Annotated in this window: 15 protein-coding genes; 6 read left to right on the plus strand and 9 right to left on the minus strand. The window is 37.6% G+C overall.

What is annotated here, in order from left to right; all coding sequences use genetic code 11:
• The first annotated feature begins 363 nt into the window (after positions 1-363).
• Positions 364-696: a 2Fe-2S iron-sulfur cluster-binding protein gene (locus FBT53_RS07805; RefSeq protein ID WP_136950623.1), complete on the plus strand. Its 333-nt coding sequence runs from the start codon at positions 364-366 to the stop codon at positions 694-696.
• A 16-nt stretch (positions 697-712) separates the two neighbouring features.
• Here FBT53_RS07805 and FBT53_RS07810 read toward each other — a convergent pair whose 3' ends face one another.
• Positions 713-2,452: an ABC transporter ATP-binding protein gene (locus FBT53_RS07810; protein WP_136950624.1), complete on the minus strand. Its 1,740-nt coding sequence runs from the start codon at positions 2,450-2,452 to the stop codon at positions 713-715.
• Between the two features lie 135 nt (positions 2,453-2,587).
• Between FBT53_RS07810 and FBT53_RS07815 the strand changes: the two genes are divergently transcribed.
• Positions 2,588-3,664 (plus strand): YgcG family protein, encoded by a 1,077-nt coding sequence (locus tag FBT53_RS07815; RefSeq protein ID WP_136950625.1) that lies wholly within the window; start codon positions 2,588-2,590, stop codon positions 3,662-3,664.
• An 82-nt stretch (positions 3,665-3,746) separates the two neighbouring features.
• Complete coding sequence (locus FBT53_RS07820; protein WP_136950626.1) at positions 3,747-5,927, plus strand: acylase; 2,181 nt, start codon at positions 3,747-3,749, stop codon at positions 5,925-5,927.
• Here FBT53_RS07820 and FBT53_RS07825 read toward each other — a convergent pair.
• The 4 genes from FBT53_RS07825 to FBT53_RS07840 all read right to left on the minus strand — a co-directional run bounded on the left by FBT53_RS07825 (position 5,912) and on the right by FBT53_RS07840 (position 12,801).
• Positions 5,912-7,054: a glycerate kinase gene (locus tag FBT53_RS07825; protein ID WP_136950627.1), complete on the minus strand. Its 1,143-nt coding sequence runs from the start codon at positions 7,052-7,054 to the stop codon at positions 5,912-5,914. The two genes, FBT53_RS07820 and FBT53_RS07825, sit on opposite strands and share 16 nt — an antisense overlap.
• A gap of 4 nt (positions 7,055-7,058) precedes the next feature.
• Positions 7,059-8,663, minus strand: a complete 1,605-nt coding sequence (locus FBT53_RS07830; RefSeq protein ID WP_136950628.1) for a sodium:solute symporter — start codon at positions 8,661-8,663, stop codon at positions 7,059-7,061.
• Positions 8,664-8,749: 86 nt separating this feature from the next.
• A complete protein-coding gene (locus FBT53_RS07835) occupies positions 8,750-10,063 on the minus strand; it encodes a trehalase family glycosidase (RefSeq protein WP_136950629.1) in 1,314 nt (437 codons plus the stop codon).
• Between the two features lie 86 nt (positions 10,064-10,149).
• Positions 10,150-12,801: a TonB-dependent receptor domain-containing protein gene (locus tag FBT53_RS07840; RefSeq protein WP_136950630.1), complete on the minus strand. Its 2,652-nt coding sequence runs from the start codon at positions 12,799-12,801 to the stop codon at positions 10,150-10,152.
• 173 nt (positions 12,802-12,974) lie between these two features.
• Here FBT53_RS07840 and FBT53_RS07845 point away from each other — a divergent pair, with 173 nt between their 5' ends.
• The gene (locus FBT53_RS07845) at positions 12,975-14,003 is read left to right on the plus strand and encodes a LacI family DNA-binding transcriptional regulator (RefSeq protein WP_136950631.1); all 1,029 of its coding nucleotides are present in this window, start codon (positions 12,975-12,977) and stop codon (positions 14,001-14,003) included.
• On the opposite strand, the gene FBT53_RS07850 is transcribed toward FBT53_RS07845, so the two are convergent.
• Both FBT53_RS07850 and FBT53_RS07855 read right to left on the minus strand, forming a co-directional pair.
• Positions 14,004-14,645: a hypothetical protein gene (locus tag FBT53_RS07850; protein ID WP_136950632.1), complete on the minus strand. Its 642-nt coding sequence runs from the start codon at positions 14,643-14,645 to the stop codon at positions 14,004-14,006.
• Between the two features lie 114 nt (positions 14,646-14,759).
• Positions 14,760-15,656, minus strand: coding sequence for a metallophosphoesterase (locus FBT53_RS07855; protein WP_136950633.1), 897 nt, complete (start codon positions 15,654-15,656; stop codon positions 14,760-14,762).
• A 143-nt stretch (positions 15,657-15,799) separates the two neighbouring features.
• Here FBT53_RS07855 and FBT53_RS07860 point away from each other — a divergent pair, with 143 nt between their 5' ends.
• Positions 15,800-18,145, plus strand: coding sequence for a GAF domain-containing protein (locus tag FBT53_RS07860; protein ID WP_370323696.1), 2,346 nt, complete (start codon positions 15,800-15,802; stop codon positions 18,143-18,145).
• Positions 18,146-18,158: 13 nt separating this feature from the next.
• On the opposite strand, the gene FBT53_RS07865 is transcribed toward FBT53_RS07860, so the two are convergent.
• Complete coding sequence (locus FBT53_RS07865; protein WP_136950635.1) at positions 18,159-19,367, minus strand: Pycsar system effector family protein; 1,209 nt, start codon at positions 19,365-19,367, stop codon at positions 18,159-18,161.
• 50 nt (positions 19,368-19,417) lie between these two features.
• Between FBT53_RS07865 and FBT53_RS07870 the strand changes: the two genes are divergently transcribed.
• Positions 19,418-23,119: a metallophosphoesterase gene (locus tag FBT53_RS07870; protein WP_136950636.1), complete on the plus strand. Its 3,702-nt coding sequence runs from the start codon at positions 19,418-19,420 to the stop codon at positions 23,117-23,119.
• Here the strand turns inward: FBT53_RS07870 and FBT53_RS07875 are convergent.
• Entirely contained in the window at positions 23,116-23,970 is an 855-nt protein-coding gene (locus FBT53_RS07875; protein WP_136950637.1) for a hypothetical protein, read from the minus strand. The genes FBT53_RS07870 and FBT53_RS07875 overlap by 4 nt on opposite strands.
• Positions 23,971-23,990: the final 20 nt, after the last annotated feature.

Genomic DNA, 23,990 nt, shown 5'->3' on the forward strand with positions numbered 1-23,990 from the left:
ACTGAGAAATCCCTTTGATAGAAAAAGGCGGAAAATACTTATTAAAAACTACAAAGTATCGTTCTCTACCGTTATGCTGAACTTGTTTCAGCATCTCCTAACTACAATTTTTACGTTAATTGCATGTTTTGGTCATTTCAATAGAAAAAGCTGTGCTTTGAATGCGAAAGCTCTCTGGAAGTAAAAAGTACGAAGTATAAAGCTAAAAGTGGGTTGTTCAAATAATTTCAATTAATTACCAGCAACCATCAACCTCATTTATAAATAAAACATAAAATTCGCTTAGATTGATATTCTTACTAAGCTAGTGTAAGGTCTATGTGTTAATTTTGACCTTTTTTAGAAAGTAGAAGTAACACAGACATGAGCGATATTAAATTAAGGATTATCGATAGGGACGGGCAATTGCATGAAGTAGATGCCCCAACCGATATGAATATGAACCTAATGGAGGTAGTACGTTCTTATGAATTGGCTCCAGAAGGTACTATTGGTATTTGTGGTGGTATGGCCATGTGTGCTTCTTGTCAATGCTACGTGCAATCTGAGCACGACTTACCAGAAAAATCGGATGATGAAGAGGCAATGCTTGCAGAAGCGTTTAATGTAGAAGACAACAGCCGTTTGGGGTGCCAAATCCACATTACGCCAGAATTAGATGGCTTGCAGGTAGAACTAGCGCCAGAGGAGCTGTAAATTTTCACTAATTATTTTAAATCCTAGCTTGGTAGGTAAATAGATTGTAATAACGGCCTTCTATCGCTATCAACTCATCATGCGTTCCGCGTTCTGCTATCTTACCATTTTCTATTACTAATATTTGGTCTGCTTTACGTATAGTACTTAAACGGTGCGCTATTACAAATGTAGTTCTACCCTCGGTAAGGGTTGCCAAACTTTTCTGTATCAATGCTTCACTTTCTGTATCTAGATTGGAAGTAGCTTCGTCTAATATTAATATTTTTGGGTTGGCCAAAATGGCCCTGGCAATAGCAATGCGTTGGCGTTGCCCACCAGAGAGTTTAACCCCACGTTCTCCTATTACGGTCTCCAATCCTTTTTCAAAACGGTCGCTGAACTCGTTCACATAGGCAGCACTAACGGCATGTTGCAACTCACTTTCTGTTGCATCTGGTTTAGGAAAAAGGATGTTTTCTTTGATTGTGCCTTCAAAAAGAAAATCGTCTTGTAGAACAACCCCCAGAAATTGTCTAAAGCTTTTTAAGTCCACTTTGGCCATATCTAGACCATCAATAGAAATGGTGCCACTATCTGGATGCAAAAAACTAGCGGCCAAACCAGCAATAGTAGATTTTCCTGAGCCTGAACTGCCCACTAAAGCAATAACCTCACCTGCTTTAGCACTAAAACTAATATCATGCAGTACGTCTTTGTCTTCTTCGTACGCAAAAGAAACGGAATCAAAAACCATGGTGCCGGCAACATCTTCTAAAACTATGGTTCTGTTTTCATCATCTGCCTCTGCAGCTTTGTTCATTAATTCTTCGGTACGGTCAAGTCCAGCTAAAGCTTCGGTAAGCTGGCTACCAATATTACTCATTTGTACTATAGGCGCCACCATTAGTGCTAAGAGTGTGGTAAACTCAAAATATTCCCCCGTGGTCAAATCGCCCTGTATCATTAAATAACCACCATAACCCATCATAATTCCGGTTGTGGCCAAGCCTAATAAAAAGGTAGAAGAACTGGTCAAGGTTGCCTGTGCGGTTAAACTCTTTTTGACGTTGAGGAATAGCTTGTGTACGCCTTTTTCGAACACCAAAGATTCTTGCTCTTCGGCATTAAAACCTTTGATTACCCGTATACCGCCTAAGGTTTCGGTAAGCCTCCCTTTAACTTCGGCATTTAATTTACCACGTTCCCTAAACACGGGGCGTATAATTTTAAATGCTTTTAGGGCGATGATGGCAAAAAGAATTAAGGGCACAAAAGTTAGCAACGTCATAGTTGGGCTAATGCGTAGCAACAAAATAAGGGAAACTACGGCTGTAATGGTGCCGCCAACCAGTTGTACCAAGCCGGTACCAATAAGGTTGCGTACGCCTTCTACATCACTCATTATACGGCTCACCAAAGAACCAGATTTGGTATTGTCAAAAAACTGTATGGGCAGGGATAAAACCTGCTTTTGCACTTGCGCACGTAGTTCCGAAATCATGTATTGGGCTTGTATGCTTAAAACTTTGGTAAGCAAAAAAGACATGACAGCTTGTACTAAAAAAGACACAATCACTGCTATGACCAAAAGCTTTAACAGGGATACGTCTTTGTTGGGTACAACATCATCCATAAAATACCTCAGAGAAATGGGGGCTACAAAGCTAGCGGTCTTGCTTACGGCAATAAGAAAAAGGCCAATAAAAACGAGTTTTCTTCTGGGCCAAATAATAGTTTTAAATGCTTTTAATATGCTTACTTTTTTTTCTGCCATGCTGTTCCTGAAAATGGGTTTGCAAGTTACCCCAATTCTTAGGAAAGCCAATTGTATTAACTAGGTTTTAGAATTTGATTAGCAGCTTAGGTTTAAAGCTATTATTTTTGAAAAGAGGACCATGCCAAACTACTTATGACTAAGAAAATATGTTTTGTACTGCTTTTTGTTTCCTTTTTTGTGCGTTCTCAAGAGCAATACTTTCAATTACGTGATTTTGTAACGGACAGTGCTGCAGTCTTTACGGTAAATGATAGCCAAAGCTTAAATCAACGATTGATAGAATTTGAACAGGAAACATCCAACCAAATAGTGGTGTTAACCATCCAGCGTTTAGGTGCTAATACTATAGAATCGTATGCCAATGCTGTATTCAATGCAAATAAAATAGGTCAAGCAGAAAAAGACAACGGTATTCTCATCTTGTTTTCCAAAGCAGATAGGGAAGTACGAATAGAGGTTGGTTACGGATTGGAACCTTACATAACTGATGCTGTTGCTTCTAGAATTATTAGAAACACCATGATTCCCTATTTTAAAGAAGCAGCGTATTATACTGGAGTTGAACAGGGTACGGAACAGCTCATAACATTTTTAAAAAATCCAGAAGCCTTAGCGGAGTTTAAGCAAGAGATTGAAGCCGAAAACAAAATGCCAGTTTGGGCTTATCTAATAATTGGGGTGTTAGTACTAGTTTTTGTAGGGTATGGAGGCTTTATTTTTTATAAACAGTACAGCAAGGTTATCGAAATATTCAGAGGTTTGCTATTAGGAAAACTAGGCTTGCTTACAGGTATATTATTGTTGTTGCCTATGGCGATTAGTAGTTTATTAGGTTTGGTTTTTGCATTAATTCCTATAGTGATTTTGATGCAATTAGACCCGCAATTAGATAAACTTGTAGATTTAGTTTTTAACTCGTTGGCCAACGTATATTGGGTAGGGTTACTATTTCCTTTTTTTGGCTTAGCCTACCTCATTGCATTTATAAAACTTAAACGAAGGGGTAACACAGACTTTAAGTTGTCTTGGTTTAAAAATGACAAAAAATACATGTCTAAGACTTTTTCATCTTTTGGAAGTGCTTCTGGCTCTAGTGGTTCTTATTCTGGAAGTAGCAGTAGTTCTTTTTCTAGAAGCAGCAGTAGCAGTAGTTCTTTTTCTGGCGGTGGCGGTAGTTCTGGTGGCGGTGGTGCCAGCGGTAGTTGGTAAATTCTAGTTACATTTATAGAGTGAAGGGTCGTAATAAAACACACCCAAATACAAATTCATTTTTGAGAAACACAGCAATCTTATGAATCACATAAAATTTCTTTCTTTTTTACTACTGGCCTGGTTATTTATTTCTTGTTCCGATACAATAAAGCCAACGACTGAAGTAGATGAATGGAAAGCACAGGCGGAACGCGTTACCATAATTAGAGATGATTACGGCGTGCCTCATATTTATGGTAAAACGGATGCAGATGCTGTTTTTGGATTGTTGTATGCCCAATGCGAGGACGATTTTAATCGCGTTGAGCAAAACTACATTTGGGCAACAGGCCGTTTGGCAGAGGTAGATGGAGAAGATGCGTTGTATAGTGATTTGCGTGCCAACTTATTTATGACGCAAGAAGAGGCCATAGCCAAATACGAAGCGGCTCCTGGTTGGTTAAAAGAGTTGTGCCAAGCGTTTGCCGATGGGGTTAATTATTACCTGCATACCCATCCAGAAGTAAAACCTAAATTATTGACACGTTTTGAGCCTTGGATGCCTTTGTTTTTTAGTGAAGGTAGTATTGGGGGCGATATAGAGCGTATCTCTACCAAAAAGATAAAAGCTTTTTATGAAGAAGGGATGGAGCTGCCTGTTATGCAATTGCTGCAAGAGCAAAAGGAAGAAGAATTGGCAGAACCACAAGGGTCTAACGGAATTGCTATCTCTGGCGATTTAACCCAAAGCGGTAATGCCATGTTGTTGATAAATCCGCATACCTCTTTTTATTTTAGGGGAGAAGTGCATGTGGTATCAGAAGAGGGTTTAAATGCATATGGAGCAGTTACTTGGGGTCAGTTTTTTGTCTATCAAGGTTTTAATGAAAAAACAGGTTGGATGCATACCAGCACTTATACGGATGTCATGGACGAGTTTAAAGAAACCATTGTATCTAACCAAGGTAAGTTGTTGTACCTGTATGGCGAAGAATTACGCCCGGTAGATTCTTTAAAAATTAAACTGAAATACAAAGAAGGTGATGCGCTATTTGAAAAAGAATTTCCTATGTATAGAACGCATCACGGGCCTGTAACGCATAAGATTGATGGGCAATGGACGGCTTCTGCTATGATGTGGGAACCTGTAAAGGCATTAGAGCAAAGTTATATAAGAACCAAGCAGAATGGGTATGCTGGTTTTAGGGAGATGATGGACATCCGTACCAATTCGTCTAATAATACGGTGTATGCAGATGCAGACGGGACTATCGCTTATTTTCACGGTAATTTTGTTCCAAAAAGAGATACCATTTTTGACTATACCAAGGCTGTGGATGGTAGTAATCCAAAAACGGATTGGCAAGGGCTACATACGGTAGATGAAAATATTTTAATCAAGAATCCGGCAAACGGCTGGATACAAAATTGCAATTCAACCCCATATACCGCGGCTTTGGAGTATAGCCCAAAACGCAGTAATTACCCCAAATACATTTCTCGGGACCAAGAAAACTTTAGAGGCATACATGCCATTACCCTTTTAACGGATAGGAAAGGCTATACTTTAGATAGTCTAATCAGCTTGGCGCATGATCCCTATTTACCAGCGTTTGAAGCCTTACTGCCCAGTTTATTTGCAGCATACGATAAAAAGCATGATAAAAATCCAAAGTTAGCAGCACCCATTGCAGTATTAAAAGCATGGGATTTTAAAACTAGCAAAGAATCTGTGGCAATGACCTTGGCACATTATTATGGCATGCGTTATTACAGGGAAGGAAAATACCCAGAAGGGTTGAATGCGATGGAGCGTATACAGCATTGGGGCTCCGTAGAAGGTGAACAATTGCAGCTTTTTGAAAAAACCATTGACCAATTGGTATCCGATTTTGGTACTTGGAAAATACCTTGGGGAGAAGTAAATAGATATCAGCGTCTTAATGGAGACATTAGACAAGCTTTTGACGATGCAAAACCGAGCATTCCTATTGGGTTTGCCAGCGGTACATGGGGTGCCTTGGCAGCCTATGGCGCTCGTTACCATAACAATACAAAAAAAATCTACGGTACACGAGGAAACAGTTTTGTAGCGGCAGTGGAATTTGGAGAAAAGGTAAAAGCAAAATCCATTTTAGCAGGTGGCCAGAGTGGTGACCCTAACTCGCCCCATTTTGATGATCAAATAGAAGGTTATGCCAGCGGGCAATGGAAAAATGTAGCCTTTTACAAAGAAGATGTGTTAAAGCGCGCAACGCGCACCTATCATCCAGGGGAATAATATTGTTTTAAAACATTGCAAAAATTATATAAGGCTTTTTGTAGGTTTTCTTTACCATTTGCCATTGCAGTGGGCAAATCTACAACCTCTGTGAGTATGGCATTTATATAAGTTATACCTAATTTTTGTTGTTGCTCTTTACTTAAACGTACCGCACCACAAAAAGCAGCAACCGGTATGTTTTGTTTTAAGGCCGATGCTAAAACGCCATTTATGGTTTTTCCAGAAAGGGTTTGTGCATCCAATTGTCCTTCTCCAGTGATAATCCAATCTGCATCGGTGATTTTTTCATCAAACTGTGCCATTTCTTTGAGTAGATTAACACCAGAGACCAATGTGGCATCTAAGAAAACGTATGCTCCGCCGCCTATGCCGCCCGCGGCACCTGCACCCGGCAATTTTTGTACATCTGTCCCGAAAGTTTGTTTCAGAACGCTCGAAAAATGCTGCAATCCTTGATCTAGAAACGCTACATTTTCTGGAGTAGCCCCTTTTTGCGGTCCGTAAACAAAGGCGGCGCCATTTGGTCCATAAAAAGGGTTGTCTACATCACAAGCAACCTTAAACATGCATTTTTTTAGTAGCGGATTGCATTTACAGGTGTCTATGCTGCTAACTTGGAAAAGATTTTTACCAATAGGATTTATAGGTTTGTTTTGCGCATCTAAAAATTGGTATCCTAGAGCCTGCGCCATACCCAGGCCGCCGTCATTAGTAGCGCTACCGCCAATACCTAAATATATAGTGGTGACTCCGCGTTCCAAAGCATCCAAAATAAGTTCCCCAGTGCCCAAAGAGGTGGTTTCCATGCAATTTAGCTCTTCGGTAGATAGGAGATGATGGCCAGAGGCTTCTGCCATTTCTATATATGCCGTTTGTATGCTTTCAGACCATATGTAGCTAGCACTAATGGGCCTGAATAAAGGGTCACTAACCTGGGCTGTAATTCGTTCACCCCCTAAATAATGCTTAACAATTTCTATAGTACCGTCACCGCCATCTGCTAATGGAAGTTTTAAAATAGCTGCTTTAGGGAAATGTTCTAGTAGGACCATTTCGGCTAGTTCACAGAATTCAAAACTGGTTATGGAACCTTTAAATTTATCTGGGGCTATAATAAATTTCATCAGCTTATCGTAATAAATGAGGTAGTAATAAACTAACGGCTACTATGAGCACAAAATAGATTAGAAGTAAGGTAATTTCCTTAGTACTAGTGCTGTACTGTATAGCTAAACCAGGTTTGGTTTCTTTTTTAATGATTAAACTAGTAACGTAAGCAATACTCATGGTTACCAAACAACCTATAGCATTCCACCAAAACCAAAATATTTCGGGTACATATAACCATAAGTAGATGTTTAGAGCCACCCCAGCAACGATACCTATGTTAGCTCCGAGCGCATGAGTCTTTTTAGTCATGATTGCCAAAATAAATGCAGCTAAGATGGGACCATAGAAGATAGAAGAGACTTTATTGATTACTTCTATGACGGTACCCTCAATACTACCAGCAAAAAATGCAAAAAATAAGCATACTACTCCCCAAAAAAGCGATAACAACTTAGAGGTAGCCATGTACTTTTTATTGCCCATGTCTGGCTTAAAGCGTTTTACAAAATCTTCCATAGTTACAGCAGATAAGGAGTTTACCGTGGAACTTAAAGAAGACATGGCGGCAGACATGATAGCGACAATTAAAATACCGATGATGCCATTGGGTAAGTAATTGATGATAAACACAGGAACCATTAAATCGGCCTTTTTACCTTCTAAGGAGCCAATATTTGCTTGGTAAACGCTACTTAACAAAGTTTGGAAACTTTCATCTTGCAAAAACAATGTGCCTAGCACTAAACCCATAATACAATAGGTTAGGGTGATAGGAAAACGAAATAGGCCATTGGCCAAAAGTAATTTTTTAATGGTTGGCAACCCATTAGCAGAGAGTAGCCGTTGGGATTGGGACTGGTCTGTACCATAGTACGAAGCGTATAAAAAGAAACCACCAATTACCATGGGCCAAAATCCAAATTCGTCTTGTTTGTCTGCATTGTTAAACCCCCATTTGCTAAAGTCTACCGTTGCAATGCGGTCTTTGTCTACATGGGTCAAGAAATTTTCAAATCCGCCCAATTCACTTAAACCGTATACTAAGCAGATAACAATACCTAAAAAGAGGATGGTCATTTGGATAACATCACCCCAAATCACAGCTTTCATACCGCCTTGGTAGGAATAGGCTAGTGTAATAACACCGATTAAAAGCACGGAAATCCAAAACTCTATATTTAGTGTGGCTTGCAAAATAAGGGCCATCGTATAAACCATAACTCCAGTAGCTACAGACCTACTGATTTGAAAAACGAAACTGATTAGTAACCGAGAAGAGGCATCAAAACGTTTTTCTAAATATTCATACACACTTACGATTCCCGATTTGTATAGCGTAGGGATTAAAGCCAACATTAAAAAAGCCATGGCCAGGGGTACTCCAAACTCGTAGGTAAGCCATTGCAGTCCGCCACCTTGTTTTAAACCTACAAAGGCTGGTGCAGAAATAAAACTTATGGCAGAAAGTTGGGTAGCCATGGTAGATAGGCTTAATGGTAGCCAACCCATACTTCTACCGCCTAAAAAATAGTCGCCAGAATTTTTATTTTCCTTAAAAAAATACCCAAGGCTTAAAAAACCTACTAGGTAAACAACAATGATGATGTAATCTAAATAGTTCATGGGTAGTTATGTTAGTTGGTACGTGATGAATTGATAAGCTGGAATTAGCATGCTAACTCCAGCTCATGAGTATATATTTGCAACGCTTATTTTTCGTTGACAAAATCTAAAAATAGGGCGGCGCTCCAAGAAAAATTATCGCCTCCATAACCGCCAAAGGCATCATCTGGTACTTTTTTACGTGCATCAAAATACTCGTAAAAGCCATAACGCTTTAAAAGCGTTAAAGTGTCTGCCTTAATACGAGCTGCTAAGGCTGTTTTACCTGCTCGTTTTAAACCCAAATATAAAATCCAGTTCATGTTAATCCATACGGGTCCACGCCAGTATCTTTTTGGGTCGTACCTTTCACTCGATGGGTCAAATGAGGCACATAAATATAAGGATTCATCTCCAAATTTATGCTGTAACGTATTCACCAATATCTCAGTACGGTCTGCATCTACAATGGGAGCGTATAATGCCGCAAAAGAAGAAGAGCACACAAAGGGTATTTGTTGGTCTGATTTTAAATCATAATGTACAAAAGCGCCCAATTCTTCATTAAACAGTTTACGATTAAAAGACGCTACGGACTGTTTTTGCCATGTTTCGAGTTGTTTAATTTTATCGGCATGCCCGCCTAATTTTTTATATAAGTTAATTAGGGATTCATTAGATTTTATAAGCATTGCATTAAACAATGGGTCTAACACCAAAAAAGGAGAGTGCTCCGCTATTTTAGCATCCTCGTAATTGTATTTTTTTGCAATATCTATCAAGTACAAATAGTGGTCATACTCTCTATTGCTCGGTCTTTGAGATGCATCTACATGGCTTGTGTCCTTTCTTTTAAATGTGTACTGTGGAGGGTTCATAGTTGCCCAAATATCATCCCAAATAGGCGAGTTATCCGTGCCAGATTCCCAATTGTGATAGATGTACACTAAGCCTTCATTAGTAACATCTCGCTCCTTATAAAAATACTCATGGTTCCAAAAGACCTTATCTATTTGTGTGCTTATAAATTGAAGCATAGCTTTTTTATCCTCAACCACGTTGAGCATGTGTTCTAACACAAAACCAAGTACGGGTGGTTGTACCATACCTGTGGAAGGATAATCTGGATTAGATTCTTTGCTGAGGTGCGATTGATGAAAATCGGGACCTGGAAAATAGGTGTCACTTTCTGTATGGAACACAATGTGCGGAATGAAACCGTTTTTCCATTGTGCGTTTAACAAGGTTTCTATTTCTTTTTTGGCCTTAACCACATCATAATGAGCAAAACCTATGGCGATAAACCCGGCATCCCATTTCCATTGAAACGGATATAGACCTTTACTTGGAATGGTGAATCCACCTGGTTGAAAATTAGTATCTAGGACCGTTTTAGCCTTTTGTATTAAATCGTTGTACATATTTATGTGTAAAAAATGCTTGGGGGCTGCGGGCTTGTAGCCCCCAAGGCTAATTAAACTAAACCAAACTATATGAAACTATTACTCTAAAAGTTAAAAGTTGCTGTTAAAAACAGTCTTCTAGGCAATACAGGTCTACCCACAAAGAATTCGTTTTCTGACTGGCCAGCAATACCAGCTCTGGGATTACCTTCTGTTAACCCTTGGCTATCAAATAAGTTGAATACAGAACATCCTAATCTTACAGAGTTTTCATTTTCTAAAGCAAAGGTGTATCCTGCTCCAATACGTGCTAACGTAATGGCATCTAATTCTATGTCATTAATGTCAGAAGTAAATTTTGCTCCGGTGTGGTTTAAGGTAAAGTTTGCATCAAACTTTCTGTCATCATAATTTAAACCAGCACTACCTAAAAAGTTAGGCTGTCTTTGCAGCTCATTACCTTCATTAACAGTAGTACTTTCTCCTGTAACTAAGTTTTGCTGTATGTTCTTAGTTATTTCATGGTCTTGGTAGGTTGCAGTACCGCTAAAACTTAAGGCATCTGTAAATCTATATTTCCATGTCGCTTCTAAGCCTATAGTAGAAGTATTTTGTTCTGTACGGGCCTGATCCACCAACTCGCCATTGCTTATAGCTTGGTCAATTCTAATACGATCACTTAAACCTACGTAATACCCTGCAAGGGAACCAGAAAATTTAGCAGTACCAAATTTAGCACCAGCTTCAAATTGAATAATGCTTTCTGCATTATAGTTGGTTTCTCTAATACCTGGTGTTGGTACAAAACCTCTCTGTTGCGGAAAAAAGAAACCTCTACTAAAGTTAGCATATAGGTTGGTTGCCTCAGTAAGTTCATACAAACCAGCTAAAGAAACAGCCCAATCTGTGGCATCAATTTCTGCTGTAGTAAAGCTACCATCTTCAAACCTAACGGTGTTTAAGGCGGTTGTAAGCGAAGCATCTTCATACACCTGAAAATCTTGCAATCCACCATTTTGGAAGGTACCCTTGGTATTTTCTACACGAACGCCAACATCAAAACGCCATCTATCTAAAACCATTTCATCTGTCAAGTAAACCGCGGTTCTATTTTGTGATAAAAATCTATTGGCGGTCATACCAATTCTATCATACAAACCACCTGTAGCGTAGGTAACATCTGTTCCTGTTGCATATGTGTAGCTAAGATTTACCAACCTTGGATTGTTGTTAAATTCTGATAAAACACGGTATTGGTAGTTTACATCTTCCGCTTCTGTTCTAGAAAGAAAAGTACCCAAAGTAAATGTATGTTTTCTATCTTTTGATTTTAAAATAAGATTAGCCTCTCCGGAATAGTCGGTCATAGGGCGTAAACGGTCTACATGAAGGTTTTCTACCACTAAATCTCCGCCATTAATCTGCGTGTCACCACCACCTTGATAAGTGGCAAAAAAGCCTTGGTTGCCAGGCGCGACATTTGCAATGTACTCATTTAAAGCAATTGGATTGCCACTACCACCCACGTACAAAGCAAAGTTGTGCTTGTAATTGGCATATTTAATTTTTGAAGTAAATTTTAAATCTTCTGTAAGAAAATAGTTAAAATCTCCCATTACATAACCCCCTTGGGTAGACACCCCATCTTCTATAGGGCTATTGTAAACACCACCAGGTGTTAAGAAAGAGGTGTTGGCTAAATCTCCAGAAAGCAACTGTTCTACATCTTCCCCGTCATTACCTGCTAGGCGTTCTCTAGAACCACCAGCTAATGGTAATGGCAAATAAAATTGTGCATTATCATTAATAAACTGACCAGAAATGGTAAAAGAACCTTTGTCAAACTTCTTTTTAATATTACCTCTAAGCTGTACCCCTTTTGTTGGTAAGCCTGTATCTATAGGACCATCATCTTTACGGATAAATCCGGTTAGGGCATAATAAGTGTTACTATTTTCTCCACCCAACTTTCCTCCAGAATAAAAGTCAGTTTTTAATCTGCCTCTAGTCCCATATTCCATGTTTATGATATTCCCAGGATTGGTATCGCCGGTTTTACTGGTATAGTTAATGATACCAGCAACAGACCCTGCGCCGTAAAGTACAGCCGCACCACCACGCACAAATTCTACACCTTTAAAACCAATATCTGGTCTTGCGTACACATCATGTGCAGAAGAATTAAGCCCAAATGTGCTCATTAGGGGCATGCCATCATATTGTAGCGGATTAAAGACATATTGTCCGCCAGAGGGTAAACCTCTTACAAAGAGGTTGGTTGCTGTTTCACCACCACCCCCTTCTGCAGTAATACCAGGGACATCTCTTAAAATATCTGCCTGGCTGTTAGCAGAGAGCTTAGTAATTTCTGCCATCTTTTTGGAGCTAATAGAAAGTGGCGCTTGCTTTTGAGACCTAAAAGTAGAAGAAGCTGTAATGACTACCTCGTCTAATTGCTGTCCGCTTTCTGCTAGTACAACTTTAAGATTACTTGCATTGGTCAAGTCTACGGATACTTTTTTAGTTTCAAAACCTATAAAACTAAAGACCAAGGTTTGTGTCCCAGTCTTACTAGTAGTTAAAGTAAAGTTTCCGTCAAAATCTGTAGTGGTACCTTCTGTAGTCCCTTCTATAACCACGTTGGCGCCCAAAACAGGAACGCCACTGGTGTCCGATACGTTACCGGTAATATCTGTCTGTGCATACGTAAATACACCTACAAATAATGCCAATACCTTAAAAATCGATTTTTGCATAGGATTTAGTTTTTAATTAATTGAATAATTGCAGTATTGAGTTATTATTAAATATGAATCAATATTATTAGCAATTTCTTCAAATACAATTGGTATTTATGAGAAAATATTACGCAAACGTTTCCGCAATCGTTTGCAAATTGTATTTTTGTAATCACATTAGTCAATCAAAAATGAAAAAGAAACGAAATATTACCCTTAAAGATATTGCTAAAGAACTAAATCTTTCAGTTTCAACTGTTTCTAGAGCGTTAAATAATCACCCAGACATTAGTGAAATCACTAAAGTACAAGTTCAGGCTTTGGCTAAGCAATACAATTATGTGCCCAATCTATTTGCAAAAGGATTTAGAACTAAACATACCCATATAATTGGTGTTGTGGTGCCAAACATATCGCACTTTTTTACCACGACCATTTTAAAAGGTATTTTAGAACAGGGAGAAAAAATGGGATACCAGGTTATTGTAGCCGAATCTCAAAATGATGTAAATAAACAACTCGCCATGTTAAATACCATGATACAATTTGGAGTGGATGGTATTCTTTTAAGTATGGCAAGGAGAACATATGATGTTTCTAGTATTATAAAAATAAAGCAACGTGTACCCTTAGTTTTGTTTGATAAAGTGTCAAATAAGGTGCCATGCACACAAGTAGTTATAGATGAGGTAGATGCGGCATACGGGGCTGTTGAGCACCTAATTAACATCGGAAAAAAGCGAATTGCCATCATTAAAGAAACAGAGAATTCCTATAATTCAGAGATGCGCTTTAGAGGGTACCAAAAAGCTTTGGAAGACCATAATCTAGAGGTGGACCCAAAGTTAATAGTGAGTACAGAAGATATTTCTTTGGATAAAGGACGCATAATGGCTAGCGCTCTTTTAACCTTACGGAACAAACCAGATGCTATTTTTGCCATTACGGATGCAGCAGCTATTGGTGCTATTAAAGCATTAAAAAAATACAATGTAAAAATACCAGAAGATATTGCCGTTATTGGTTTTAGTAATTCTGAACATGCTACTATCATTAGTCCGGCATTAACCACTGTAGACCAACCTGGAAATTTAATTGGCAGTACGGCTATTACTTATTTAATTAACGAAATTGAGAAGGAAGAAGAATCCTTTTTAAAAACAGTAGAAGTAAAGACTCATTTGATAATACGGGATTCTACTTTTACTACGGTAAAGTAATTATTCTTGGGGTTCTGGTTCTTTTACCACAATTAAGGTAGCGGTAGAACCAGTAGATAAATTCCAACGGTTGTTGTGGAGCACTTTACCCTCAGCATCTGTAACTACAACTTGTGCGGTGTTTGGTCCAGAAGAACCTTGATTAAGGGCAACAAATTCTATTTTATTAAACCCTTCTACTAAATCTACGTTTACACCTTTAAAGGAGCCAGACAGCAAAAGGTTGTATTCTACCACTTGGTCGTTAACCAGGACTTTTACTCGGTCTCCATCTATATATTCGTGGTCTCGTGCTACAATACCAACAAATTTTGTATTGGTTTTAAAATCACCCAAATACATATCACCAAAATAGGGTACAGAGCCTTTATGTTCTTTTTCGTTAATTCTTGGGCTAATTTTTAAATCGTGTCCTGCTTGCACCAGCTGCCTATCTGGTAACATTTTTATAGGATTATCTTTACTAATTAAGTCCTTATCTAAAACCGATGGCATACGCAATACAGTACCTTGGTTGCTGGGTAGTGCATCCAAATTATTTTGCCTACCCACTTCTAAAGGTTTAGTAGTAGGTATATCTCCTTGAGCCCATAGCGTATGGCTTATAGCAATAGTAAAAAAGAAAAGTAAAAGTCTTTTCATAGCACATGAGTCGTTAGACAGTACTAAAGTTAACAAATACCTTGCCATCTATTTAATAACTAGACGTTAAAATCGATGTTTGGTTAATACAATGGATAAATCCGCATTGGTATCCTACAGGTTATGATATGCTTTAAGTTGTTCAGGACCTTCTAGCAGAACTCTTACAATTTGTAATGTGCCGTCTGGTTTGGTGCTAATGTGCCATTTAATCAGAGAAATTTCACCATTAACTATTTCTATCCCCGTTATACTCCTTGGGTGTACGCAGCTACCATCGTTAAAAAAAGGAATCTGCCCTGGTTCTGGAAATCTAGGTCTATGCGTATGCCCAACAATAGTGAGCTTTAACTGATTGTTTAAAATCCATTTTTTTATACGCTTTTCTATACGAATAAGTTCTTTGTAATTTTTTGCTGGGCTCGTAGGGTCTGCAATGCCCACTACTTGCAAGGGTTTCCAAAGAATACGAACTAAAAATCTACCTACCTTCCAAAAGTTATAATTCCACCAGTCTGCTTGATGGCCATGAGTACAAAACAATTCTTGTCCGGTATCCTTATGTTGTAGCACTAAAGCCTCATGATATGTAATTCCTACAAAGAGGGATTTGTCTTCCCCATCAATGGGCTCAAAATAGCTAGAGAGGTGTTTTTCCACATATTTTTGGTCTCTATACACCATGTCATGATTGCCCCAAACCATATGTAAGCGATTTTGTAAGTGAAATTGGCGCAATAACTGATATACGTTTTTATGAGCTTCAAAAATGGATTCAAAATTTATATTTTCCCATAGTTCATCGCCATCGCCCAATTCACAATACTCAAAACCTTCTCTGTAATAATAGTTAAGAGCATGAAAGTAGATGTTTCTGTTGTTTGCAAAATCGTCTGCAAAGCTATTGTCACCCCTGTGGCAATCGCTAAAAATGACAAACTTACTTTTGTCATCAAAAGCTATTTTCCTGGCGTTTTTGTATGCTCTGTTAAGACGTTTAGTAGAAGACATGCTATGCTTTCCTTAAAGGCCTAAATATAACCCACTTTTATATAAAGAATATGTTAACATTTAACAAGCTTCAATTTTGTAATTTTACTTATTAAAGTAAGACTAATAGGGATATGGAATCAATGTTTCCTTTAGAGAGCCCCATGAAACAGCTTATTAGCTTTAACAAACTGTTAGGGTACTATGAGCAGCAGTTAAAGAACAAAGACGCTTCTTTGGCGCAACGGGCTAAGCATATTTTGGATGCTGTGGCACCTTATCCTGAGTTACGCGATGGGTTTGAGGATGTTGCAGTATTAGAAAAACATAGCGATATTATAGCACTGCTGTTGGCAGATGTGTTCCCTACTGTACTAACACAAAATGAGATTAAAGCAGCAGCAATTCCCTATTGTAACGTAGTCTTTAATCAGTCTAAACGATTTGAGCAATTAGTAAAAGATGCTGGTGATAACTTTTCTTTAGAAATAAGAAATATGCCAGATAAGATGCAGTACATTGTACAATGCTCTGTAATTCTCAATTTTTTCTATGGTTTTAATATAGATTTTAAACGTCCATTGTTTTACGATATTCCAGATAAAACCGGACTCATGAGGCATTATAGAATATTATATAATGCAGACTTCATGGAGATTACACCAACCGATAAGGCGTTGAAAAAGTTTACGCAAGATGATATAGATGAGTTGTTAGAGAATTTTGACGATTTGGAGTATTGGAAAACTAAGTTTCCGCCCAACAGTTTTGTAGTCAAAGGTTTTGTGATTGCAAATATGTTTGATGTTACTGCGGAACATTCTATATCGGAAATTAAGTCCACCTTAATCGGCAACAATAAGCGGGGTAGTGAAAACTACATGGAGGATTTTGAGAATACCTTTAAATCGCTTTTTAATAATAAAGACATACAAGTTGGTTTTTCTGGGTATGACCAAGATTCCAATAGATTTTTAAAAATATACGGTAAAGGCATTTCAAGTTTTATCTTAAAAGATAGGGAAGATGAATCTTGTGATACCTTATTATGTGAGTCTTCTAAAGGAAAATTGTTTAAAGAACAAAACTACTTTGCCGTCTCTAATATTAAAAAATACTACGAGAAATCTGGCCACAGCCAACCCTATAAAAATTTATACGACCAAGGTTTTAGAAGCTGTATTTTAGCACCTATTTCTGATGGAGATAAACTTTTGGGGGTTCTAGAATTGGTATCTCCTAACCAAAACGACTTAAATAGTATTAATGCTACTAAGTTGGTAGATGTAATGCCATTTATAGTTTCTGCGGTATTACGTTCTATTGAAGAAGAGAAGAATCTTATAGATGCGGTAATACAGCATGAGTGTACCACCGTTCACGATTCTGTGTATTGGAAATTTCAAGAAGAAGCAAAACGTTTTATTGCTAGAGAAGCGGTAGGCGGACAGCCTTCCTTTAAAGAAATTGTTTTTAAAGACGTCTTTCCACTATATGGGCAAATAGACATTAAGGACTCTTCTACAGAAAGGAATTTAGCCATCCAGAGAGATTTAATGATTCAGCTCGCAGAAATAAGAGATATTCTGGTAGAAGCTTTCCGACTACTGCAATTGCCTATTTATGAGGAGTTAATATTTAGGGTAGAAAGTAATTTAGACGAAATAAAAGAAACGCTACACACGAATAGCGAACAGGCGATTTTTGATTTTATTTTAGAACATGTTAATCCTGTACTGCATCATTTAAAAAGAGAAGACTCGCGTCTAGAAGCTCTAATACTTAAGTATGAGTCTAGCATAGATATGGGTACAGAATCGTATTATGACCATAGGCGTAATTACGATGAAAGTGTTACAGAAATTAACCGCAGATTAGCGGCAGTTTTAGATAAAAAACAGGAGCAAGCACAAGCTATGTTTCCGCATTATTTTGAGCGTTACAAGACAGATGGTATAGAGCATAACATGTATATTGGTAGTTCTATTGCTCATGAACGCGAATTTAACTCTCTTTATTTGAGTAACTTAAGGTTGTGGCAGCTACAGGTAATGTTAGAGATGGAAAACGTTTATTACGGATTTAAATCTCAATTACCAGTAAAATTAGATGTCGCATCGTTACTGTTAGTGTACAGTACTCCATTATCTATTCGTTTTAGAATGGATGAAAAACGTTTTGATGTAGATGGCACTTACAATGCACGGTATGAGATTATTAAAAAAAGAATTGATAAATCTTATATCAAAGGCACCAATGAACGTCTTACCCAGAAAGGTAAATTAGCCATAGTCTATTCCCAGAAAAAAGATGAGAGGGAATATCTAAGGTATGTTCGTTTTTTAAAGAGCAAAGGGTATTTTACCAACAATATAGAAATTGTAGAGCTAGATGGTTTACAGGGCGTTACGGGGCTAAAGGCTATCCGTGCAGAAATTCTATATCGTCATGAAAATACTCCGGAAAAAACGTACACCTATAAAGATTTGATGCAAGAAATTTCCGGATAAATTTTTAGGACCACTAAGGGGTTGTTAACTGGTCTAGAACACGTTCTGGACCATAGAATTTTAGGGCTATAATAAAGGCGATTACAGAGAGTACCATGCCAATTGCAAATATGGTATACGTTAATCTTAGTAATTTGTATTTTTTCTGTAGAACAACTCCTAGATAATACAAATCTTTGGTAAGATTAGAGTACACAAATGCCTTGTCTTTTATTAATTCTTGTATAGCCCACTCATAATCTGGCAACGCCATTTTATGAAAGTTGCCAAAGAATAAAAGATTAACCTTTTTCTGTTCTACGTCTTCCTTACTAAACTCACCACTGGTTACATTGGGCCTTGTGGCTAGTATGGCAAATATCATACTCACAATACTGAACAGTAAAAATATAGAAGTTGGTATTATTAGATACTGGTTATACGGATTGTCTAGTTTTGGAATAAGGTTGGCTAAAACCAGAGAAATAATAATAGCATTTACAGAAAGTAAGATGTTTGCCTTGGTATCTGCAATATCACTTAGTTTTAGGTGGTTACGCATAGTAACACGGAACATAGTTTGTATGCCACGTTCTGGACTTTCGCTCTTAAATTTTGCTTTAAGCATTTCTTTTTTGGCAATATCCTTCTCGTTCTTTTTGCGCTTTACAAGTTTTTTAATGTTTTTATCCTTGCGGGCTTGCCAATTTTCTTTAGCGTAATCCGTATAATAAAAGTGGTCTGCACGGAACATTTTTATGTTTTCTTCTCGCCATTCAGACGGGGAGTACTCTGCAATACCCAGTTGGGACAACTCCATGCGGAGTAATTCTGTGGTATCTGGGTAGCTTTTTTGTCCTAAGTGGGATGCATCTGCATCTCTAATTATCTGTTCTTCTAAATTTTGTGGCTCGTATCCTTTTTCCGTGGCCATGATATAAGCGCAAATTTGTTCTATTTGGGCATGGTCTACTCCTTCTTTTTCCAGAAATTCGCGTGCTAGTATACAGCTGTTTTTCTCATGTTCCGTTACGGACTTGGTGTAACCAGTATCGTGAAACCAAGCAGCAAGCAGCAACGCTTCTTTGGTTTTTGCTTTAGGTTTATAATGTTCTAAAAGCTCTTCTAAACTCTCTACTACTCGCTGCGTATGTCTAAGATTATGGTAGAGAAAATTAGGGTCTAATTCATTGGTTAATAAATCAGTAACAAAAGATTCAGCTTTTTGAAGTATTTGCGACATAGTTGTATATTGAATAGACAAAGTACAAAAATTAAAGATAAAGGAACGCTATGAAAAAATTAATGCTAACGCTATCCATTTCTGTTTTACTAATTGGCTGTGCCACATACCGTTCCAAATATGCAACTGGCTACACAGATGCGCCAATAACTGTGGATAAAGAGGTATCTCATACCTTTTTTCTTATTGGGGATGCAGGTTTGTCGCCCATGGGAGATATGAATAACACGTTGAAAGCGTTTAAAAATCGTCTAGATAATGCGCCAGAAAATAGTACGGCGTTGTTTTTAGGAGATAACATCTATCCCGCAGGTTTGCCAGATAAAAAAGATTCCACCATAGCTTGGCTCACAGCAAAAAATCATTTAGATGCCCAGTTGGCTACACTGAATAACTTTAAAGGCAATAAAATATTTATTCCTGGTAATCATGATTGGTATAACGAAGGACTAGAAGGATTGGAACGCCAAGAAGAATATATACAAGAGGTATTGGGGAGTAAAGATGTGTTTTTTCCAGAAAACGGCTGCCCTATAGAAGATATAGAAATTAATGAAGATGTTACCCTTATAACTATAGATTCAGAATGGTTTTTAGTCAATTGGGATAGACATCCAACTATTAATGATGATTGTGATATTAAAGATAGAGAGCAATTTTTGTTGGAGCTAGAAGATAAAATAAAGGATAATAGAGATAAAACCACCATTATTGCATTACACCACCCTATGTTTACCTATGGTTCTCATGGCGGACAATTCTCTTTTAAGCAGCATTTAAAAGCAACCTCTAAAGTTCCACTTCCTATTTTTGGAACCTTGGTAAACGTACTACGTAGAACTTCTGGAGGATCTATAGAAGACCAAAGTAATAAGCGCTATAACGAATTGAAAAAGCGTGTTGTAACCTTGGCGCAATACTCAGAAAAAGTAGTGTTTGTCTCGGGTCACGAGCATACTTTACAATACATTGTAGAAGAAAATATACCGCAGATAGTAAGTGGTTCGGGTGCAAAAAAAGGATATACAAGATTGCTTAATGGTAGTAAGTTTACAACGGGTAGTCGTGGATATGCTATAATGGAAGTTTATACAGACGGTTCTTCTAAAGTAGATTTCTACGGGGCAAATACTACTCAAGAACAACACCTTTTTAGTAGTTTGGTATTACCTCCGGACAGACAATATTTTAAATATGAGGGTGATTTAGACTTTCCTGAATACGTAAATGCATCGGTCTATACAGAAGAAGAGGTAGAGAAGACGGCTTTCTTTAAAACCTTGTGGGGCGAGCGTTACCGTAAGTACTATGCAACTCCAGTAAAGGCAAAAACGGTAGATTTAGATACCTTGTATGGTGGCTTAAAGCCAGTGCGTAAAGGGGGAGGACATCAATCTAAGTCCTTGCGTTTAGAGGCGAAAGATGGTAGGCAGTACGTTATGCGTGCCTTAAAAAAAAGTGCAGAGCTATATTTACAAGCTTTAGCATTTAAAAATGAATATGTTATTGGGGAGTTTGAAAACACTAAAACAGAAGAAATTCTTGCCGATTTTTACACAGGCTCTCACCCATATGCTCCCTTTACTGTGGGCGAATTGTCTGACGCAGCAAACCTGTTCCATACTAACCCCAAATTGTATTATATCCCTAAGCAAAAGGCCTTAGAAGATTTTAATACCGATTTTGGGGACGAATTGTATATGATAGAGGAACATGTGTCTGAAGGGCATGATATACCTAGTTTTGGTTATGCTGAAAAAATAGAAAGTACAGATAAGCTTTTTGAAAAATTAAGAAAAGACGAGGAATACAAGTTAGATGCGGATAGCTATGTTCGTGCACGTTTGTTTGATATGTTAATAGGTGATTGGGACCGCCATAATGACCAATGGCGCTGGGCGCAATTTAAGCAAGAAAATGGCGATAAAATTTTAAAGCCAATCCCAAGAGATAGAGACCAAGTGTATTCCATTATGGGCGATGGGGCTTTAATGTCTGTTGCAACCAAAATTATTCCTGGTTTACGCTTGTTCGAAGGTTTTAAAGAAGAAATAACCAGTGTTAAGGGTTTTAATTCTAGCCCTAAAACTTTTGCTTTAGATATGGCTTTATTGTCAGAAACTACGCTAGAGCAATGGGAGGAACAGGCTCGTTTTCTACAAAAGAACATTACAGAAGAGGTTATAAATCAAGGGTTGTCCAATTTTCCAGAAGAAGTGAAGGATGAGACTGTAGCAAAAATAAAACACACTTTATTAGAACGTAAAAAAGGGCTGTGGCATACAGCGAGAGACTATTTTAAAGTTTTAAATAAATACAGTGTAATTACGGGAACTGATAAGGACGATTATTTTGTAATACAATCCTTGCCAAATAATAAAGTAGATGTTAAGGTATATCGTAATAAAGGAGGTCAGAAGAAAGACTTGTTTTTTGATAAATTGTATGACCCTGAATACACCAAAGAGATTTGGGTTTATGGTTTAGATGATGATGATATTTTTGAAGTAAACGGAAAGGGAGGTAAAATTAAAATTAGGCTAGTAGGGGGTCAGAATAATGATATTTATAAAATTAATGAACAAGCTAAAGGCGTACATGTTTATGATTTTAAAACTAAGAAAAATACATACGATGAAGCCTTTGGTGGGCATATTAATAAAATAAATGATTATGATACCAATAGTTACCAATTCTTAAAAATAAAAGCAAGTACAAATCAATTATTACCTGCGGTTGGCTTTAATCCAGATGATGGTGTAAAAGTTGGCTTTACCAATACCTACACCTATAATGGTTTTAGGCAGAATCCATTTACCCAACAACACGTGTTAAATGGGGCATATTACTTTGCTACCAGTGGTTTTGAGCTAGGTTATAGAGGTGAATTTCAAAATGTACTAGAAAATGTAAATCTAGAAGTAAAAGCACAATTTACCAGCCCTAATTTTACCCAGAATTTCTTTGGTTTTGGTAACGAAACAGAAAATTTGGATGATGATTTAGGTTTAGACTATAATAGGGTAAAATTAAGAACCCTAGCAGTTTCACCCTCTTTTGTATGGAGAGGGCCATTGGGGTCTAAAGTACGCTTAGGGAGTAGTTTTGAAGATATTGAAGTAGAAGAATCTGAAGGCCGATTTGTAAACGAATTTTACGTGGCTAATGGAGAGGAGAATAAGTTGCAATTTTTAGGCATAGAAGGGGAGTATAGTTATGTCAATACAGATAATGAAGCCTACCCAACAATGGGTATGGCATTCAGTTTGGTTAGTGGTTATAAGGCTAATATAACGGAGTCCGAAAATACGTTTGGGTACATAATTCCCAAAATTGCGTTTGACCATAGAATATCTTCTAACGGGCAATTGGTTCTGGCTACAGAATTTAAAGGGCATTTTAATATAGGTAATGGTTACGAATTTTACCAAGGGGCAACCTTGGGTGCAAGCAATGGCTTAAGAGGTTATCGTTTTCAACGTTTCACGGGTAAGACTGCCTATTCTCAAAAAACAGATTTACGTTTGAGTTTTAGAAAAAGGCGTACTAGTATTTTGCCTGTAACTCCAGGTGTTTTTGCCGGCTTTGATTATGGGCGAGTGTGGCAACCTAATGATGCTTCTGGACAATGGCATAATAGCTATGGAGGTGGATTTTTTCTAAATGGGTCCGATTTAATTTCTGCGAATGTGAGCTTATTTAATAGTGCAGATGGTATGCGTTTTGCTTTTGGTATAGGCTTCGGGTTTTAATTTAAGCTAAAAGAATATAAATTACCGCCCATACCGTGGCTGCGTTCATCTGAAAGAAGAAGTGTATTGTCGTCATAAAACACTACAGATTCTAACTGGCCGTTATACCCTAAATCAATTTTTTCAATATCACCTTGGGTAAAATCATCCAAGGTAAAATTGGTGATTAACCATAAATAACCATAGCTAATCAGCGCAATCTTAGAACCATCTTTAGATATGGTTGCGCTAGTTATAGAGCATTTTTGTTGATTATTGCATGTGTTCCAAGTGGCTACTAAATCTGCTTTGTAGTTTCCAGGAGTGTCAGGCACTTTAAAAACAAAGGTTTTACCATCGTATGGCCTTGCTCTATTTTTAGTGATAATGTAAAGGCTGTTGCCCCAGTGGAAAAAAGCTTCGGCATCAAAATGACGGTCTTTTTTTTTGGAAGGAATTTCTAGTTGGTTGGGGTAACTAAATTTAATCTTTTCCGCATCAATCTTATCCCCAGGTTCAACTTCTGGGTTAGGAAGTTTGTAAATCACTAAATCTTCTCTGTCGCTACTATTATTGCCAAAATCACCTATGTAAAGATTGCCAGAGTTATCTTGAGCTAGGTCTTCCCAATCTTTATTTTTTGCATTTTTTACCTCCAAATCCTTAAGAATTTCTCCTTTGAGGTTCATTTGGGTAATTTCATCTTTATTTCCACTATCTTCTATAAGCCAAAGATTATCACCATAAATAGCCAAACCAGAGTTCTCTTTTTGGCTCGATGGTAAGTCTGTTAATACCTTTAAATTACCGCTGTTTTGGCAATTAGCTAGGGTGATACTAAAAATAAGTAATAAAAAAAGCTGTTTAACCATTTAATAAATTTTGTTATTAA

The organism is Flavobacterium sp. ASW18X (assembly GCF_005144745.1).
Taxonomy (GTDB): domain Bacteria; phylum Bacteroidota; class Bacteroidia; order Flavobacteriales; family Flavobacteriaceae; genus Croceivirga.

What these genes read in the sequence shown, in the direction of transcription:
- FBT53_RS07805 (WP_136950623.1), top strand. Translation starts at nt 364, where the DNA reads ATGAGCGATATTAAATTAAGGATTATCGATAGGGACGGGCAATTGCAT.
- FBT53_RS07810 (WP_136950624.1), bottom strand. Translation starts at nt 2,452, where the DNA reads ATGGCAGAAAAAAAAGTAAGCATATTAAAAGCATTTAAAACTATTATT.
- FBT53_RS07815 (WP_136950625.1), top strand. Translation starts at nt 2,588, where the DNA reads ATGACTAAGAAAATATGTTTTGTACTGCTTTTTGTTTCCTTTTTTGTG.
- FBT53_RS07820 (WP_136950626.1), top strand. Translation starts at nt 3,747, where the DNA reads ATGAATCACATAAAATTTCTTTCTTTTTTACTACTGGCCTGGTTATTT.
- FBT53_RS07825 (WP_136950627.1), bottom strand. Translation starts at nt 7,054, where the DNA reads ATGAAATTTATTATAGCCCCAGATAAATTTAAAGGTTCCATAACCAGT.
- FBT53_RS07830 (WP_136950628.1), bottom strand. Translation starts at nt 8,663, where the DNA reads ATGAACTATTTAGATTACATCATCATTGTTGTTTACCTAGTAGGTTTT.
- FBT53_RS07835 (WP_136950629.1), bottom strand. Translation starts at nt 10,063, where the DNA reads ATGTACAACGATTTAATACAAAAGGCTAAAACGGTCCTAGATACTAAT.
- FBT53_RS07840 (WP_136950630.1), bottom strand. Translation starts at nt 12,801, where the DNA reads ATGCAAAAATCGATTTTTAAGGTATTGGCATTATTTGTAGGTGTATTT.
- FBT53_RS07845 (WP_136950631.1), top strand. Translation starts at nt 12,975, where the DNA reads ATGAAAAAGAAACGAAATATTACCCTTAAAGATATTGCTAAAGAACTA.
- FBT53_RS07850 (WP_136950632.1), bottom strand. Translation starts at nt 14,645, where the DNA reads ATGAAAAGACTTTTACTTTTCTTTTTTACTATTGCTATAAGCCATACG.
- FBT53_RS07855 (WP_136950633.1), bottom strand. Translation starts at nt 15,656, where the DNA reads ATGTCTTCTACTAAACGTCTTAACAGAGCATACAAAAACGCCAGGAAA.
- FBT53_RS07860 (WP_370323696.1), top strand. Translation starts at nt 15,800, where the DNA reads ATGAAACAGCTTATTAGCTTTAACAAACTGTTAGGGTACTATGAGCAG.
- FBT53_RS07865 (WP_136950635.1), bottom strand. Translation starts at nt 19,367, where the DNA reads ATGTCGCAAATACTTCAAAAAGCTGAATCTTTTGTTACTGATTTATTA.
- FBT53_RS07870 (WP_136950636.1), top strand. Translation starts at nt 19,418, where the DNA reads ATGAAAAAATTAATGCTAACGCTATCCATTTCTGTTTTACTAATTGGC.
- FBT53_RS07875 (WP_136950637.1), bottom strand. Translation starts at nt 23,970, where the DNA reads ATGGTTAAACAGCTTTTTTTATTACTTATTTTTAGTATCACCCTAGCT.